A 17,219-nucleotide genomic window follows, 5' to 3' on the forward strand; every position below is an offset into this window, starting at 1 on the left:
CGCCGGGTGGTCCCATGACTGGCAATCCGAGTGGTCCCATGAGGGTGGCAGAAATCAGGTCAAGACGGTCCCATGCTCATGGCAGGCGACACGCGGGACGTGGAACCTGCGGGACATCTCGGAGACGACGCTCGACGGCGGCGTCGAGACCGCGAAACCATCCACCGATGATGCGCCGAGTTCTGCCAGGACTACGCCCATCCGTTCCGCCGACGGCGACCCGCGCCTGCGGACGACGGTCGATCAGGCGCAGGCCGCGGTGGTCGTCGATCTGCGTGAGGTGACGTTTTGGGTGTCGGTGGGCATCTCGGTGCTCCCCGAGTCCGCCGGTCGCCCGGTCGAGGTCGTCGTTGCGTTCGCCATGGTCGCACACCGGCGGTCACCGCCGGGGGCCGGGCGGCCCCACCGCGCTCGCCGTCGCGGACATCGCAGCGGTACCCCCGCGAGCGTCGGTGCGTCGCGGTGCTCGATACCCCGTCGAGGCCCAAGCCTGCCGGTGCCCGGGCGCCCGCCTCTGCGGCGGCAGAAGTCATCGATCACGGGGCGTCCCCGGCTCGTCGGGGGTGTTTCCGCTCGCCCCCGTCACCGCCGACCGGGGTGGTCTGCGCGTGCGGTGGCCGGGTGCGGGCGTTCGGCGGCGGGGTGTCCGGGCCGCAGGTGCGCCACCGCGGACAGTCGCAGCGGGGTGAGCGGACCGTCGGCGGTCACCGCCACCGGCTCGGTGACCACACACACGTGGTCGCCGCCCTCGTCGAGCAACGCGATCCGGCGGCTCAGCATCCGGTGCCGGCAGGTGGGCAGCTCCGGTGCCCCGCCCGGTCCGGCGCGCACCATCAGGCCGGCGAACTTGTCGACCTCGTCGCCGGTGAGGGTGCCGAACCGTTCGGCGAGCGCGGACGCGTCCCGGTCCAGAAAGTGCAGGCCCAGATGGGTGGCGCGCAGCGCGAGCCGGTAGGTGTGGTTGGCCTTCGACAGCCACACCGTGTACCGGCCCGGCGCGATGCTGGACTGGGCGTGGAACCCGACCAGACACCCCCCGCGCTCGCCGCCGGCGGCGGCGGTGACCACCAGCATCGACGGATCGAGCATCGCCATCAACGCATCGAACGGCTCCCCCGTCCCCATCGTGGCACGCTCCCTTCCTTCGTCCGGATCTGCCGGACCCGGTTCTCCGTCCCGGGAAACCACCACGGCCGCGCCCCGGTGATTCCACGCCCAGTATCTTCCCACCACGGGAATGCATCCGGACGGAAGTGCCCGGTGCCGGACCGGCCCACCGACCTCGACCACGCAGTGGATCGAATCGACGGCGGAGCCGAGACCACGGCTGCAGGGAACCGGCGAGCGAGATCACGCATGTGATACAGGCGCGGATCGCCCGGTCATTCATAGTCGTGAAAAGGTGGCAGTGGACGTGGTCATCTCTCCGGACCAGCTCCCCGGAAGCACATCGTCTTCGTGAAGGCGATGAGGAGGTACTCGGGTAGGTGGCGCGCGAGGTCGGCTTCGCTGATGATCCCCACGACGCGGCGGTCGTCGACCACCGGCAGGTGTCGAAGCTGGTGAGCTTGCATGACGATAAGGGCGTCCTCGGCCTCGGCGTCGGCCTGGATGCACACGGGCCGCTCCGGCACGAGTGCACCGACGGTCGTGGTAGCGGGGTCGAGTTGCGCGGCGATGCCGTCGAGCACGAGGTCCCGGTCGGTGATGATGCCCCGTAGATATCCGTCGTCGTCACAGACGGGCAGGCTCCGGTGTCCCACTGCCGCATCCTCTGCGCCGCGGTGTGCACGGTGTCGTGGGCGTCGAGGTACGCCGCTTCGATGTGCATGATGTCGCAGGCGCGGGTCATGGCACCCGACCCCCTTCGATCAGGCGCAGGCATTCGCCCCTCAGGGCCGGCCCGATGCCGGTGGTCGGGGGACTCTTCACCATGTGTCGTGCGTGCACGATGGTTCCTTCGTACCAGGCCATCAGTTGTTGGCACTTTCAGCGTCGCAGTTGCCATCGCTCAGAGGAAGGGCCATTGGGCCACCGAAGATACGGAAACCGGGACATCAGCTCCCTGCACAGTTCTATCCCGTTTCCGTCGGACAGGCGAACGTCCAACACCGCGACCTGCGGTCGCACGGCCGGAATACGCGCCAGTGCCTGAGCCACCGTGGCTGCTTCCCCGACGACCTCGAGATCGGGATCGTCTTCGAGGAGCTCCCTCAAACCGCGCCGGACGACCTCGTGTGAAAATTTATAGTTTATGGTGTTCGAGGCGGTAAGTGGTTCACGAAGGTTCTGCACGAAGGGGACCGATGACCGACCTGCAGTCTTGTCTGCAGTCGTGGAAGTGATCCTGCCACCGACACCTGCTCGGCTGCCCGGTCCGCGGCTTCGGGCACGGGATCTCCAGTGCCGATACGCCTGTCCATACGCTCAAGATATCGAATGCCTTGGAGCCCGGGAGCCGCACCCATGGCTGTCCCGCTGGGACGGCTCGCTATCCGGCGCCGCCACCACGATCCAGGGGGATAGCGCGTTGCCGCCATGATGGCCTCGGCCTGCGGTCCGCTCGCGGTCACCTCGCGAAGGACTCCACGACCGATCGGCACCAACGATCGTCATCCCAGCTGTCCGGTGCGCTGCCCATGAGCTCGAATTGTTCGATTACGGGGTGGCTCCCATGCCGCCGTCGATCCGATACTGGGCACCGGTGATGAAGGTGCTCTCCTCGCTGGCAAGGAACAACACCAGGCTGGCGATTTCATCAGCTTCGCCATAGCGGCCGAGAGGAATTCGGGAGACGAAGTCCTTCTGAGCAGCTTCGGTGTTGTCGGTGTCGAAACCGGACTCCAACGAGCGCATCATGCGCGTTTCGACGGGGGAGGGGTGGATGGAGTTGACCCGGACACCATGGGGGGCAACTTCCAGAGCAGCCGTCTTGGTCATGCCGGAAACAGCATGCTTGCTGGTGACATACGGAGCGATGTTCACAGTGCCGTCGAGACCAGCATTGGATGAGGTGTTGATGATGCTTCCACTGCTCTGCTGCATCATGACGGGCAGCACGTGCTTCATACCCAGAAACACACCGGTCACGTTCACGCGCTGCACCTTTTCGAAGTCTTCGAGTGAGACCTCGGTGATCGGCTGGACCTTGCCTTCGATGCCGGCATTGTTGAAGAGAACATCGACCGTACCGAAGGCCTCAACTGTCTTTTTCACGTAGTTCTCGACCTCTGCTTCGTTCGCCACGTCGGCCGGCACGGTCAGCAGCTCCCCCAGGTCGCCCAGTTCCTTCTGTGCCGAGTCGAGCGCGTCGTGGGCGAGAAATGGTGACCTTGGCGCCTTCCCGCAGAAACCGTTTGGCTGTGGCCTTCCCGATCCCGCCGGCACCCCCGGTAATAACGGCGACTTTGTTCTCCAGTCTTGCCATGGATATCACTCCTCATCTCGGACTTTTACCTCGGACGTACGGGCTCGGGCAGGCACTAGCGTTGCCATTTGGGCACCACCCGTAGCCCTCGGCGGGACGCGCCATTCGCATCGTCGAAAATGAACCTCGAACATCGGTGTGCTCGCTGGGTCCTTTAGTCGAGCGTTCCCCGTCCGGCGTCCGGTAAACCACCCGCCCGGCGAACTCGGCGGTGATCGACCCCACCACGGTCAACGCACCCGCCGGTCACATGACCCGACTGCGGCCGACACGCTCCGAGACGGCCGGCCGACCCGGCCCCGACCGCGCAGCCGAGTGGGGCGTGCGCCGCGACGAATCCGACCGCACCGGCCCTGAGGCCCGTGTCCGTCAGGGGATTCTCACGATCTTGTCGGGATGTCGCCCGGGTCGATCAGCGGAGTCGAACAGGTCGCCATGGACAAGCGGTAGGGGTGGAAACTGGGAAGCAAGATCGGTTCGACGACAATCGAGAGGGCTCATTCCGGGTTCGGTGTCGTTCCCGTCGTGGCGAAATGTCTGCGGTAGTCGGTGGGCGTGACACCGAGATGGCGGAGGAACACACGGCGCAAGGTCTCGTCGCTCCCGAATCCGCTCCGTCGGGCGGTCGAGGTCACGCTGTGGCCGTCGAGCAGGAGTTGTTGCGCGTGGCCGAGCCGTACTTGCTCCACCCACCGGGCCGGTGTCGTCCCCAATTCGCTACGGAACAGCCTCGTCAGGTGCCGGGTGCTGACCGCGGCGGCGCGTGCCATCGCCGGTAGTCCGTGCTCGGCGGAGGGATCGTTGCGCACCGACTCGATCACCGTGTGCAGCAGGTCGGAGGGCTCCGGTGGGGTGGTGTGCCTCGCGAACTGTGCCTGCCCGCCCGGACGCCGGAGGAACACCACCAGTTCACGGGCGATGTGCCGGGCCGCGGCGGCGCCGTGGTCGTCCTCGACGAGGTAGAGCGTCAGATCGATACCGGAGCTGATCCCCGCGGAGGTGACCATGTGCCCGTCGCGCACGTGGATTGCGTCCGCGTCGACTCGGACACGGGGATATCGGCGAGCGAGAACATCGGCGTGCCGCCAGTGCGTCGTCCCCCGGCGGCCGTCGAGCAGGCCGAGTTCGGCCAGCACGAATGCGCCCGTGCATACGGATGCGACGCGTGTCGCGCCGGCGGCCACGGCCCGCACGGTCGCCGACAGCCCGGGGTCGATCGTCGCCTCGGTCAGGTGCTCGCCGCCGGCGACGAGCACCGTGTCGACGCGCCCGGCGTCGCCGGCGGTGACGGTGCCTCCCAACGGCATCCCGGTCGAGGTGGTCACCTCGCCGGTCAGCGGCGATACCTCGGATCGTCGCGCCGGGTGTGGACTCGTACAACTCGACGGCCTGGCGCCGGAACTCCTCCGAATAGTTCTTTCGTGACATGACTGAAGATCATCTCGCTTCCCCAGCAGGTGCTGGATTCAGCGTGTCCAAGAACCGGGGTCAAGGCCCTGTCGACGCTTGGGCGTGGGCCGACCGGAGGTGATTCACTGCGACGGTGATGAACCATTCGGCGCAATATTGCGGATCTCTCTGGCTCGATTAGCCGGTCAATGCACTTGTCCCCACCGCCCCACCCGATCTGGTGACACCCAACTCACGGCACACGTCGGCGAAGTTTCGCGAGACGTACTGGGCCCCGTTGTCGGAGTGAAAGATCGCCCCGGCGAGCCCGACGGCACCGCGGGCGGCGGCCGCTGCCCGCAGCGCGTCGGTGACCAACTCGGTACGCATGTGAGCGGCGATCGACCAGCCTGCCAGCTGTCCCGAGTGCAGGTTCAACACCGTTGCCAGATAAAGGAATTGCCCGTCTCCGATCGGCAAGTACGTGATGGACATCATCGACGCCTACGCCGACACCGACCGTCGCCGCGGCAGAACCAAGCTGACCCGAGTGATCAACACGATCCGCACCGGCGTCCCGGACGGTCTCGGGTGAACTCGCCCAACTCGGACGCACCCTGCACCGCAGACGGGCCGACGTGCTGGCCTACTTCGACCACCGCGCCCCGAACGGACCCACCGAGGCGATCAACGGCCGGCTCGAAGCATTGCGCCGGCATGCCCTGAAGATTCCGCAACCTTGTCCACTACCGGATCCGGTCATTGCTGCACTGCGGCAACCTCACCCACGCAATCGATGCACTCTAAAACCGGAAGAGCCCCGTCAGCGCCATGTCATCAGCGTTGCCACGCCTGCCGTGGGCTAGGACTTTCGCTGGCCGCGGCACACCGGCACCCATCTGCAGTTGCGCACCGAGACTCCGACTCCCACGGCGTAGCAGACACGGGCGCGTCGAGGTGACACCAGCACAGGGTGGCGACCGGCTCTCATGGCGATGATCGGCATGAGAGCCGGCGTCCCGCGGTTCGGTCGTGAGGTCAGGCTTTCGCTTGGGCGGAAGTGCGTGCCGCATTGGATTGTTCGGCGGCCTTGAAGTCCCGTTCCCCTGCTTTCGTCCGGACCCCGGACTCGACCCTGTCACCGAGGGTGTGGTCGACGTTGTGCCAATACTCGAAGGCTCTGGCCAAGACCGGCTCGCTGACGCCGTTGAGCAAGTGACCGACGATGTTGTCGACCAGACGATCGCGGGCCGCGTCGTCGAGTACCTCCCGGACCATCGTCCGAGCCTGCCCCCAGTCGTCATCCTCCTTGTGGAGTGTGTAGGCGGCGCGCACCATCTCGCCGTCGGTGTACCAGCCGGCCGGCTCACCGGCTACCGCGGGATCAGCATGTGGTCCGCCCTTGGAGTTCGGCACATATACCGGGTCGCCGGGATTACGGTGCCGCATCGGTCCGTCCTTCGAGTAGGAACGCACGGGGATGCGCGGCGCGTTGACCGGCAACTCGTTGTAGTTGGGGCCGATCCGATACCGGTGTGCGTCGGGATAGGAGAACAACCGACCCAACAGCATCTTGTCCGGGCTGGGGCCGATCCCCGGCACGAGGTTGCTCGGTTCGAACGCCGCCTGCTCGATCTCGGTGTGATAGTCGCTGGGATTGCGGTCCAGCGTCATCCTGCCGACCTCGATGAGCGGGTAGTCCCCGTGCGGCCAGACCTTGGTGAGATCGAAGGGGTTGAACCGATAGGTTTTCGCCTCCTCGAAGGGCATGATCTGCATCTTCAACGTCCAGCTCGGGTACTGGCCCCGATCGATGTGCTCCCATAGGTCCCGCAGGTGGTAGTCCGTGTCCATCGAGGCCATCTGGTCGGCCTCGTGCTGGGTGAAGAACTCGACGCCCTGATCGGTGAGGAAGTGGTATTTCACCCAGAAACGCTCGCCCTCGGCATTGACCCACATGTAGGTGTGACTCGAATAGCCGTTCATGTGACGCCAGGTGCGCGGGATTCCGCGGTCCCCCATCAACCAGGTCACCTGGTGGGCCGACTCCGGCGAAAGAGTCCAGAAGTCCCACTGCATATCGTGATCGCGCAGATTGTTGTCGGCCCGCCGCTTCTGCGAACGGATGAAGTCTTGGAACTTCATCGGATCGCGCATGAAGAAGATCGGCGTGTTGTTGCCGACCATGTCGTAGTTGCCCTGCTCGGTGTAGAACTTGATCGCGAAACCACGGGGGTCGCGCCAGGTATCCGGGCTGCCCCGTTCGCCTGCCACGGTGGAGAACCGGATCAACAATTCCGTTGTCTTGCCCGGCTGGAAGAGGTCGGCCTTGGTGTAGGCGCTGACATCACCGGTCACCACGAAATGGCCGAATGCGCCACCGCCCTTGGCATGCGGTTGCCGCTCGGGCACACGTTCCCGGTTGAACGTGGCCATCTTCTCGATCAGGTAGTGATCCTGCAGCAGAATCGGCCCATCCGGCCCGACCGTCAGGGAGTGCTCGTCGCTGTAGACCGGGATACCGGCGTCATCGGTGGTGAAGTTCGGCTCGCTCATTACGCACCTCTGATTCGGGTTCATGAACGGTCGGGCGGCTCGTGGAGAACCTTGGTCCGGCGTGCGCACCAGTGCCCGTCAGTATGACCGCATCAATCGCCGCGAGTGTGATCTGAATCACCTTGCCCCTCGAGTCTAGCCCGTTCCGTCCAGGAGCCCGGTGTTCGACGTTCTGCACGTCACTTCTTGCCGTCACTTGCTGTAGTGCAGCGGGTCGCGGGTCACCGGCGGCGTTGTTCGACTGCACGAGTGCGTGGACGGGCAGCGGGTACTCGGCAGACGGGGTCCCGATCATCGACGCATCTGGAGGTGCTTTGCATGACCACCGCAACCGCCCCGTACATCGATTTCGACGGTCAGTACATCGCCGGAGCCTGGCGGCCCGGGCGGCTCGGCCGCACAGGTGTGGACACTGATCCCTATTCGGGCACGACACTGGCCGAGATCGCCCTGGCCAACGAAGCCGATCTCGATGAGGCGTACCGGGCGGCCGAGTCCGCCCAGCACGACTGGGCGGCCCTGCTGCCGGCGGAACGGACCGCGGTCATGCTCGCGGCGGTCACCATCATGCAGGACCGCCGCGAAGAGATCATCGACTGGTTGATCAAGGAGTCCGGCAGCACCCGCGGCAAGGCCGAACTGGAATGGCAGCTCGTACACGCCATCACCGCTGAAGCGGCCTCGTTCCCGAACCGGATGACCGGCATGATCCTGCCGATCGACGAGCCCGGCAAAGAAAGCCGATCCTACCGGCAACCCCTCGGGGTGATCGGGGTGATCAGTCCGTGGAACTTCCCGATGTACCTGTCCCACCGGTCGATCGGTCCGGCGCTGGCGCTCGGCAACGGGGTGGTCGTCAAGCCGGCCGAGGACACGCCCATCACCGGTGGGCTCCTCTTGGCCAAGATCTTCGAAGAAGCCGGCCTGCCCCCGGGACTGTTCAATGTCGTGATCGGCCCGACCTCGGAGATCGGCGACCCCTTCACCCTGCACGACATACCCAGCCTGATCTCGTTCACCGGCTCCACCGGGGTCGGGCGTCGTATCGGCCAACTCGCCATGCAGGCTCCACGGATCAAGCGGGTGGCCCTCGAACTCGGTGGTAACGCTCCGTTCGTGGTCCTCGACGACGCCGACCTCGACGACGCGGTGCCGGCCGCAGTGCTGGGCCGCTTCCTCCACCAGGGACAGATCTGCATGAGCGCCAACCGGTTTCTGGTGGACGCCTCACTGCACGACGAGTTCGTCGAGCGTTTCGTCGCTCAGGTCGAGGAGCTCGAATACGGCGATCCCCACGATGAGCAGGTCACCATCGGGCCCATCATCAACCAGAAGCAGTTGCGCGCCCACCTGGCCAACATCGACGCGGCCACCAAGGCGGGCGCAACCCAGCTGCTCGGCGGCGCACCGGACGGGCAGCTGCTGCCACCCCACGTGTTCGTCAACGCCCGGCACGACAACCCGATCGTGCAGAACGAAACCTTCGGGCCGATCGCGCCCATCGTCTCGGTCCACGGCGAACAAGACGCTCTGCGTCTGGCCAATGCCACGCCCTTCGGCTTGTCGAGCGCGGTGTTCTCCCGGGACGAGGAGCGGGCTCGCCGGTTTGCGCTCGGCATCCGCGCCGGCATGACCCACATCAACGACCATCCTGTCGCCGACACCCCGACCGGCCCCTTCGGGGGCGAGAAGAACAGCGGCATCGGCCGCTTCGGGGGCGAATGGATCATCCGCGAGTTCACGCGGGAGCACTGGGTGACCGCACGACACCAGTCGGCGTCGTACCCGTCGCCGTACACCCGCGGCGGCGGCACACGGACCTGACCGGCCCCGCCCCGCGAGGCCGAAGTCGTCCACCCGATGTCTCCGGCACGAGCCACCGGTTACCGTTGGGCCCCGCGCGGGCGGCTCGCCCGGTGACGATCACGGTGGCGGCGTGTGTGATAGCGGCCGCGACGCTATCGCCACCCTCACCCCCCATCATGTTCGACCAGCGCAGCTGGTCGAACGGCAGAGCGCTACCGATGATGGCCCCGGCGTTGGGACCGCCCTCATACGAGACGAAGTCGTAGATCTCCCCGAGGCTGATGCCCGCGTCGGCGCACGCAACACGATGACCTCGACGGTGGTGCGCTTCTCACGGTGGGGCTTCACGCGACGACAGTGCTGTTCGGCACCACCGGCCGCTGCAGCCGCGCCGCGCATGATGTTGGCGCTCATCGCCTCTCTCCCCTTCGGCGTCTGCGGCGGCCGTGTGCGCGGCGCGCACCATGAGATCGACCGGTTCCACGCCGCCTTCGCGTTCGCTCACCTGGCCGTTGCCGATCAGAGCCACGTCCTCGACCCTCTCCGTCGGCACGGCCCGCGCGGCGGGATCGGGCCGACCGCTCAGGTAGAGCTTCCGGATCTCGGCACAGGCAACACCCCCATCCCCTACGCACGAACACTCCGTTGTGGCCCGATGATCGTCGCCGCCGTCGAAGCGGCGCAACCGGGGATGGCCGGCAACGACGGCGCTGACCTCGTGGTCCGGGAGGGTGATCTCGGTTGTAAGCCGGTTTTTTTCGAACTGACCGGCGGCGGAGTGGAGTTTCGACAGGAGCACGAGATCCTACGCCCCCCGTCGTCTTCCAGTGCGTGTGCGGATTGCGTCAGGGGTCACCACCGCAATAGCGCGCCGATGCCTGCGGCGGCGCTGAGCTCTGCACCCGCTGCCCCCTCGACGGGACTGATCCGAGCCCCGGTCTCGAGTGCTCGCTCGACCAACCGCTCGGTGAAGCGGGACTCCGGCGTGCCCGGGGCCGCGTTCGGTCCGATCTCGTCGCCGCCGTACAGCGCGCCATCTGCTCCTATGGTCCCCACGTACCTGACTTCCGGGTCGTACACCAGGTGGGCGACCCGTCCGGAATTCAACGCCGCGGCCACTTCGGACAATCCCAGGGCTCCGGTGCCTGATCCGACGGCGTCGCGTATGCGCTTCAGCAGCCGGCTCTCGTGCTCGCTGTGCTGCTGGTGCGCCCATTCGGTGACGGTCGCGGCCAGTGCCGCATCGTCGAGTCCATTGAGGACACGGGTGTCCGCGAACACGATGTCGCGAAGCGCCTGAGGGAATCTGGAGATGGTCGGGTCGGTGAGGCGCTCTCCCCCACTGACCAGGATCCGCTTCCAGCCGCGCTCGGCGGCCAGTTCCGCAGCCACTTTCGTGACCTGGTCCACGAATCGCTCGGCTCGCCCGCGCTCACGGTCCTGGCGCTGCTCGCGTTTCGGCGAGTTGATCTGCCCGGAGGGGCCTCCTCCGATGTGCCCGGCCCGCTCGTGCGGCGCCTCGACGTACTCGTGCTCCATCCTGCTCACCATCTGCAGCGAGCCGGCCCGCCACTCGAGCAGCCGTGCCTCCGTCTCGGAGACGATGACGATGCCCGCTGCGCGTCCTTCGTCGAGCAGCTCGAGCAAGGGATGGATGAACGGGCCGTCGTCCAGCACCAACCGGTTGGTCACCGGCATTGCGCTGGCGAGCAGCAGCATCCAGTCACTGTCCAACGCGGCGAAGGCCACGCGGCCTCGGGCCGAGTCCGTCGGACTCACCAAAGGCTCTATTCTCGGCCAGAGCCGCTCGAGCGCGTCCGCTACTTCGCGGCTCGGACCGGATTCGGTACCGTCGGCTATCCGACGCTGCAACTCCCGGAATCGATTCTTCAGGTCGATGGCGGCCCCCTGCAGGTTGGGGTCATGCACGAGGTCAGCGTTGACGTAGACGGACAACACCCCAAGCCTGTCTGTTCGCCGGGAAAGATCCCGCAGGTCGTCCTCATCGAACTGTTCGAGCGCTACCACGATTACCCCACCTGCCCTCACCGTTGCACGTCGAGCTTCGGCTCTCTCCCCAGTCTTCTCCATGACCCCGGGCCGATGTACCTCTTTGCCGCAAAGGGTTTGCCCGCCTTGCTGCCGGAAAGGTTCGTTGCGAGAGTCATCACCTTTTGGTGCGCAGAGCGTGATCCGCCGCTCGGGGCGGGCACCTTCGGTAGCATCCACAGACGACACCGGTTCGGACGATCGGCCTCTCCGGGACAGAGGTTGCGCAGTGTACGAGTTCTTCCAGACCCTCGGATCGTGGGCTGTGGCCGTCTTCGTGGTCACCAGCATGTTGAACGTGGGGTTGACTCAGAAGCCATCACGTGTGCTCGCTCACCTGTCCAACCGGTCCTTCCTGCTGCGCATGATTCTGCTCAATTTCGTGGTGGTGCCGGCTTTGATGATCGCCGCCGTCTACCTCGCCGAGCTGGAAACCGTGTATGCGGCCGGACTGCTGCTGTTCTCGTTGGTCGCTGGGGCTCCTTTTCTTGTCGAACTGACCAATCTCTCCCGGTCGGACGTGGCCCTGGCCGTCACCGTCCTGCTGGTCCTCATGGTGGGCACGATCGTGTTGCTTCCGATCACCTTGCCCCGGGTGCTCCGGGGGCTGACGGTGGATGCCTGGGCGGTCGCGCAGGGGCTGCTGACGCAGATGCTTTTGCCCATGGTGATCGGCATGCTGCTGCTGCAGGCGGTCGAGGGATTCGTGGCCGTGGTGGAGCCGTGGATCGCCCGGATCTCCAGCATTGCCCTGTACGTGCTGATCGTCGCGATCGTGATCGGTTACCTCCCGGCCATGACCGATCCCGAACTGTGGAAAGCCATCGGCGTCGGGATGTCCGTGCTGGTCCTCGCACTGTTCCTGGGTTGGGCGATGGGCGACGGCCACGGTCACCTGCAGGAAGTCGGGGCGTTGGGCACGGCCCAGCGAGGTACCGCGGCAGCGATGATCGTCACGCAGGACAACTTCGACGATTCCCGCGTCCTGGTGCTCATCACCGTGCTCAACACCTTCGGTGTGGTGATGCTCATCGTCGCAGCGAAGCTGATGAGTCGGGACAACCGCGTCGATTTGCTGGTCCCCGTCGCGGCGGATGTGCCGGAAAGAACCCGAACACAACGAATCCGAACGTGACAGGGGTGGGCCACCGTGAGCGATGTCCGTGACGAACGACCGAACATTCTGGTGCTGTGCATGGACCAATGGGATGCGCACATGGATCTGCCTCCGGGGGTGGACCTACCGGCGATCCACCGGCTCGTAGGGGCGGGGGTGAGCCTGACGAATCAGTACTGCACGGTGCCTCAGTGCACCCCGTCGCGGGCCGCGATGTGGACGGGACAACACGCCAAGAACATCGGGCTGTGGGACAACACGAACTTCGCGTGGATGGACGTGCTGGATGCGAATGTCCCCACGATCGGCACGATGCTCCGCGAACAGGGCTATTACACCGCGTTCAAGGGCAAGTGGCACCTGTCCGAACCGGAACGCGGCCCCGGGGCGCTGGAGGAATACGGTTTCTCGGACTACCAGGCGTGGGGCGACAACTGGGGTGCGCCTCTGCACGGGGAGCAACTCGACGGCGCAGTGGCTTTCGAAACTGTCGACTGGCTTCGTCACAGACGCCCGCAGGACCGGCCGTGGCTGTTGATCTCCTCGATGGTCAATCCCCACGACATCATGTTCTTGCGCGCAGGCGAAGACGAACAGGCGCATGCGCACGGCGCCATGGCCGCTCTGACCCATCCCCCACAGGAGCTGGGATTCATGCGCCGCTACGACGTCGAACTGCCCACCAACTTCTCCGACGACCTCGAGGCTCAGCCTTTCGGAGTGCGGTCCTACAAACGCAACATCGAGTGGAACTACGGGTGTATACCCGAAGGCCGCGAGGACCTGTGGAGGGTGCGACGGAACTACCTGATCAACTGCCTACGCATGGTCGATCGCGAGTTCCAGAAGATTCTCGACGAGCTCGACCGACAGGACCTGTGGCGTGACACCGTCGTCGTGTTCACTTCCGATCACGGCGAAATGAACGGTGCCCACGCCCTGGCGCAGAAGGGCGCGATTCCCTTCCAGGAAGCCTCGATCGTCAACATGACGGTGGTTGCGCCGCACGGGGCCCGTGGTGTCCGCTCCGACGCGGTCGGATCGCACCTGGATCTCGCCACGACCTTCCTGTCCTGGGCGGGGCTGGACGAGACCGCGATCCGCGAGAAGTATCCGGCGCTCGAGGGGCGGAACCTTCGAGCCGTGTTCGAAGATCCCGAACAAGCCCGTCCACCACGCGGCTCGACCTCCGAACCCGGTGATGGCGCACTGATCAGCTGGGACGGCCTCAACTCGTTGGACCCGGAGTGGGCCATCCAGGGAGCGCTCGGTGACTTGACCCAGCTCGGTGACGGCCCCGCGAAAACCCTCGAAGACTGCCGCGCCGCCGGTCGGAAGTTCGGAGCACCCGATATGGACAAGCGCACATTCTTCCGAACGGTTTCCGACGGCCGACACAAACTCGTGCGGTGGTTCTCGCCCACCCACTACGAAACCCCCCGGACGGTCGAGGAGTTGCACGCCACCTCCGACGTGGCACTCTACGACCTCGTCGAGGACCCGGGCGAGATGCGCAATCTCGGCGACCCGTCGCACCCCGATTACGACGAGCAACTGCTCGAGTCGATGCTCGCGAAGCTCGTGAACCTCATCGACCACGAACTCGGCGACGACGAGCCGCCCTTCGATCTCGATCTGTTCGGCACGCGGGAGGTCCGCTACCGGCTGGACGACATCGAGGCGGGCGCGCCGGACGGGGCCCGACGACCCGAACCGGGTCCCGCGACCGCGACACGATGGGGCGGGGAGCCGTGAACCCGGCGACATCGAGCGACCTCCCGCCGGGGATGGTCCTGATTCCGGGCGGAACTTTCCTCATGGGATCGGAAGACCGCTCTCTCGCCCAAAAATTTGATCACTAGGCTGACGAAAGTGTTCTACGCCGACGCTGGTGGAGGATAAGGTTCTGATCGCTATGCCGCGTGGCAGGCGGGCCGGGCCGCAGATCGGCCCAGCAGTGCGAGGGCGTACGTGACAAGCGGTCCATGTCGCGATCCGGCGCCTTCTGAGCTGCGCAGCCTTCCGATTTCTCGAACGCACAAATCTTCGGGAGTACGTCATGAACAGCAAACGCGACCCGGCGACTGTCGTATGTGCGCGTCGCACCGCAGGCCCCATTTTCCAGGTCCCTGCCCACGCCATGGTTGCGGCACAGTATGCGGCCCCGACGCGCTCGGCATACCCAGTATGCCGTTCTATGTTCTCGCCCGTAGCGCTGCAATGGGTGAGGGCCGGATGTGATTGCCGCAGCGTTCACCTGGCTCGAACCTGACTTCGTCACCGGCGCGTACCGGACAGCTATGGCAGCTTCGACCCCTCAGCGGACCGAACAATTCTGGCGTCCTTGCGGTCGCGTCCCTGCTCGATCATGGAGATGAATCCGGCGAGCTGTGCCTTGTGTGCGGCGTGGCCGGTTGCGTACCACTGCGATCATGTGGCGTTGGGTTCGGATGTGATGTGCGCGCCGCGCGAGTCTCAGCGGTATCGATCGCGGTACCGGGCCTCGACGTCCTCGGCCATGGTGTTGCTGATATCGAGGGATTCGCCGCGCAGGTACCCCACAACACCGAGGACCGTGACGAGGAAGCCGGATATCCAGGCCGTCCATCCGGTAGCGCCGCTGGCGAAGTCACCGACCCACGGCGCGAGAAACAGGGCCAACCCCACAACCGCCAGGCCCAGATAATCACGTGTGGGGTCGGTCGCGAGCAGGGACCACAACGCGATCACCGCGGTGAGCCCACCGAGCCCGATCATGACCGCGGTCGCCACGACGGACGAGTCCACCACCGTGCTGGCCAGCACCACTGTCACGATTCCGACCACGAGTGCCACCCGACTGATCCAATAACTGAGGGCGCTGCGCCGGGCCGCGCCGGTGCTGTAGTCGTGGACACCGGAGGCGGTCGGGGGATTGTCCTGCACCCATGCCGTGGCTCCGAGTGCCATGGTGAGAAATCCGGCTATCCACGCCGTCCATGCGGCTCCGCGATCAGCGACGAAGCCGGCGCCGAGCCAGGGCAACACGAACATCGCCAACCCCACCACGAACAGGCCCCAGTGATCGGGTGTCCGGTTCCGCGCCGGCAACGACAACAACCCGAAAAAGGCGATGAACACGCCGAACCCGAACGTGAGACCCTCCCCGACTCGGGTGGAGCTCACGGTCAGCGCCGCCACCACCGCACCGATCCCCACCGCCAGCGCGGCCCAACCCACCCACGTGGAATTTCTCATGACTCCCACCTGACGCCACGTCGTGTACATGTGTAATGCCCTTCGATCATGGGGTTCCCGATCTGCTGCGGTTCAATTCGCTGCGCCGACAGGTCTCACGCACGCCTCCCTCGGCCGACGTCGGTGGACCGGTAGCACCGGTGAGCGGTGAGCTGATCGCTGACGGCGATGAGCATGGTGGAGGATCTCGTCGGTAGGAGGCCCGTCGTTAGGCTGCCCGTCCAACGTGAGGGTTGGACGGGCAGGGGGACGCCCGGCGTGGAGACGGGAAAGTTCGTGCGCGCTCGCCGATCACAGCGGCGGTGGCGCTCCGACCAGGCCGGGATCGGCAGCACGGTAACGAGCCGGTGGCACACGGACCGGTCCCGGTGGCCGTACCTGCTCTTTTGCACAATGGCATCCGTTCACGGTCGGGCGAGTGTCACATGGGGCGGACCTTCTGCGCCTGGCGGCCCTTGTCGGTATAGCCGATCTCGTACTCGACGCGCTGTCCGTCTGTGAGTGTGCGGAATCCGGGGGCGTCGATCTCGGCGTAGTGCACGAACACGTCCGCCCCGCCGTTGTCGGGCGAGATGAACCCGAATCCCTTCTCGCTGTTGAACCATTTCACGATGCCTTCAGCCACCGCGTCCTGCCCTTTCGATCGATCCGATGTCCCGGCTACGGGGGGATGAACGAGATCGTGCCACCGACGACCGAGCCCGGCGGCCGCCTCGCCGCTCCCGATCCGACTGTCCGCCGGTCTCGAAACGGCCGCCGGAGCACGTCGACGCCAACGGTGGCGACGGTGCGATCGACGTGGCCGACACGCTCCCGCTGGAACTGGGCAAACCCCGACGCCACGGGCGACGGCACGAGCCGACACCGGAGATCGGTGGCTGAGTCGGAATGATCCTCCGCCGGGGTGGCAACCTGCGGCATCGGTCCTCTGCCGGCGTCCTGGGAGCGGCCCCGGTCACGCGGCATGCGACTCCGGTCGAAGCCTGCGGGCACGGTCACGCTCCCGGGTGTCCGGGCTTACCGGTCTGTGATGGGGGCGAGTGGGTGTCCAGTCCTCCGGTCTGACCTCGTCGATGCGGGCATCGGGACCGTAGTAGCGATGGGCGACCTCGCGGGCACGGGCCTGGGCTTCGGTCCTGCTCGTCCCGTCGGCCAACACCAGCGACAGCTGCGCCACACGGGTATCTCGCATTTCGGAAGTGGTCACTCGGCAGGTCCAATCGCTCATGACGACATCTCCTTTCGATGAGCACGAACACCGAACCCGATGGTCCGGCTGTGCCTCCCGAGTTGCCTTTCGAGTTCGCGTGCTTTCCGGGCAGACTTCCCGGATCGGCGCGCACGCAATCCTTCGGCGGGCGCGGGCCGTTGCCGGTGTCGACCATCCGAGCGGGAGGCACCTGGTGAGGGCCACACCGAGGGGGTCGGCGCCTCGACACCTCTGCGATGGGCGCCTCGTCGGCTCGGGTGGACACGGTGTCGGGTGCGCCCGGGCCACCCGGTGCGCGGGGTTGTCCCACCGATGTGCGGTAGGGCGGCCCCGAGACGAGAACTGAAACAGCGGGTCCGGTGTTGTGAAACAAAGGACCCGAAGAACGGTTCGGGATGAGGAAAACACGGATCGGGAACAGCCCTCGC

13 protein-coding genes and 3 pseudogenes are annotated in these 17,219 nt (G+C 65.9%); 4 read left to right on the plus strand and 12 right to left on the minus strand.

Features of this window, described 5'->3' with window-relative positions:
* Positions 1-582: 582 nt before the first annotated feature.
* The 6 genes and pseudogenes from EV641_RS28000 to EV641_RS28025 form a co-directional block, all read right to left on the minus strand.
* On the minus strand, positions 583-1,290 hold the full coding sequence (locus EV641_RS28000; RefSeq protein WP_241997525.1) for a flavin reductase: 708 nt from the start codon (positions 1,288-1,290) through the stop codon (positions 583-585).
* Positions 1,291-1,418: 128 nt separating this feature from the next.
* Positions 1,419-1,763 carry a CBS domain-containing protein gene (locus EV641_RS28005; RefSeq protein WP_241997526.1) on the minus strand — a complete coding sequence of 115 codons (345 nt, stop codon included), beginning with the start codon at positions 1,761-1,763 and terminating at the stop codon, positions 1,419-1,421.
* A 271-nt stretch (positions 1,764-2,034) separates the two neighbouring features.
* Positions 2,035-2,256: pseudogene (locus EV641_RS28010) on the minus strand (response regulator transcription factor); the annotation flags it as partial.
* A gap of 402 nt (positions 2,257-2,658) precedes the next feature.
* Positions 2,659-3,387, minus strand: coding sequence for an SDR family oxidoreductase (locus EV641_RS28015; protein ID WP_199233409.1), 729 nt, complete (start codon positions 3,385-3,387; stop codon positions 2,659-2,661).
* 537 nt (positions 3,388-3,924) lie between these two features.
* Positions 3,925-4,752: a helix-turn-helix domain-containing protein gene (locus tag EV641_RS28020; RefSeq protein ID WP_241997527.1), complete on the minus strand. Its 828-nt coding sequence runs from the start codon at positions 4,750-4,752 to the stop codon at positions 3,925-3,927.
* A 274-nt stretch (positions 4,753-5,026) separates the two neighbouring features.
* Positions 5,027-5,305: pseudogene (locus tag EV641_RS28025) on the minus strand (DDE-type integrase/transposase/recombinase); the annotation flags it as partial.
* A 40-nt stretch (positions 5,306-5,345) separates the two neighbouring features.
* Between EV641_RS28025 and EV641_RS28030 the strand changes: the two are divergent.
* A pseudogene (locus tag EV641_RS28030) lies at positions 5,346-5,623 on the plus strand (transposase); the annotation flags it as partial.
* A gap of 231 nt (positions 5,624-5,854) precedes the next feature.
* On the opposite strand, the gene EV641_RS28035 reads toward EV641_RS28030, so the two are convergent.
* On the minus strand, positions 5,855-7,372 hold the full coding sequence (locus tag EV641_RS28035) for a catalase (protein ID WP_132476687.1): 1,518 nt from the start codon (positions 7,370-7,372) through the stop codon (positions 5,855-5,857).
* Positions 7,373-7,690: 318 nt separating this feature from the next.
* Here EV641_RS28035 and EV641_RS28040 point away from each other — a divergent pair, with 318 nt between their 5' ends.
* Positions 7,691-9,196 (plus strand): aldehyde dehydrogenase family protein, encoded by a 1,506-nt coding sequence (locus EV641_RS28040; protein WP_132476690.1) that lies wholly within the window; start codon positions 7,691-7,693, stop codon positions 9,194-9,196.
* 313 nt (positions 9,197-9,509) lie between these two features.
* Here EV641_RS28040 and EV641_RS29585 read toward each other — a convergent pair whose 3' ends face one another.
* Both EV641_RS29585 and EV641_RS28055 read right to left on the minus strand, forming a co-directional pair.
* The gene (locus EV641_RS29585) at positions 9,510-9,977 is read right to left on the minus strand and encodes a hypothetical protein (RefSeq protein ID WP_199233412.1); all 468 of its coding nucleotides are present in this window, start codon (positions 9,975-9,977) and stop codon (positions 9,510-9,512) included.
* Between the two features lie 53 nt (positions 9,978-10,030).
* On the minus strand, positions 10,031-11,206 hold the full coding sequence (locus EV641_RS28055) for a hypothetical protein (protein WP_132476693.1): 1,176 nt from the start codon (positions 11,204-11,206) through the stop codon (positions 10,031-10,033).
* Between the two features lie 250 nt (positions 11,207-11,456).
* Between EV641_RS28055 and EV641_RS28060 the strand changes: the two genes are divergently transcribed.
* Both EV641_RS28060 and EV641_RS28065 read left to right on the plus strand, forming a co-directional pair.
* Positions 11,457-12,362 (plus strand): bile acid:sodium symporter, encoded by a 906-nt coding sequence (locus EV641_RS28060; RefSeq protein WP_132476696.1) that lies wholly within the window; start codon positions 11,457-11,459, stop codon positions 12,360-12,362.
* A gap of 15 nt (positions 12,363-12,377) precedes the next feature.
* Complete coding sequence (locus tag EV641_RS28065; RefSeq protein ID WP_199233410.1) at positions 12,378-14,099, plus strand: sulfatase-like hydrolase/transferase; 1,722 nt, start codon at positions 12,378-12,380, stop codon at positions 14,097-14,099.
* Between the two features lie 720 nt (positions 14,100-14,819).
* On the opposite strand, the gene EV641_RS28070 is transcribed toward EV641_RS28065, so the two are convergent.
* From EV641_RS28070 to EV641_RS28080, 3 genes are all read right to left on the minus strand, one after another.
* Positions 14,820-15,581: an SPW repeat protein gene (locus EV641_RS28070; protein ID WP_241997528.1), complete on the minus strand. Its 762-nt coding sequence runs from the start codon at positions 15,579-15,581 to the stop codon at positions 14,820-14,822.
* A 421-nt stretch (positions 15,582-16,002) separates the two neighbouring features.
* Complete coding sequence (locus tag EV641_RS28075) at positions 16,003-16,206, minus strand: cold-shock protein (RefSeq protein WP_132476699.1); 204 nt, start codon at positions 16,204-16,206, stop codon at positions 16,003-16,005.
* A 330-nt stretch (positions 16,207-16,536) separates the two neighbouring features.
* A complete protein-coding gene (locus EV641_RS28080; protein WP_132476702.1) occupies positions 16,537-16,809 on the minus strand; it encodes a hypothetical protein in 273 nt (90 codons plus the stop codon).
* Between the last annotated feature and the right edge of the window lie 410 nt (positions 16,810-17,219).

It is taken from the genome of Rhodococcus sp. SMB37, assembly GCF_004345605.1.
Classification (GTDB): Bacteria; Actinomycetota; Actinomycetes; order Mycobacteriales; family Mycobacteriaceae; genus Rhodococcus.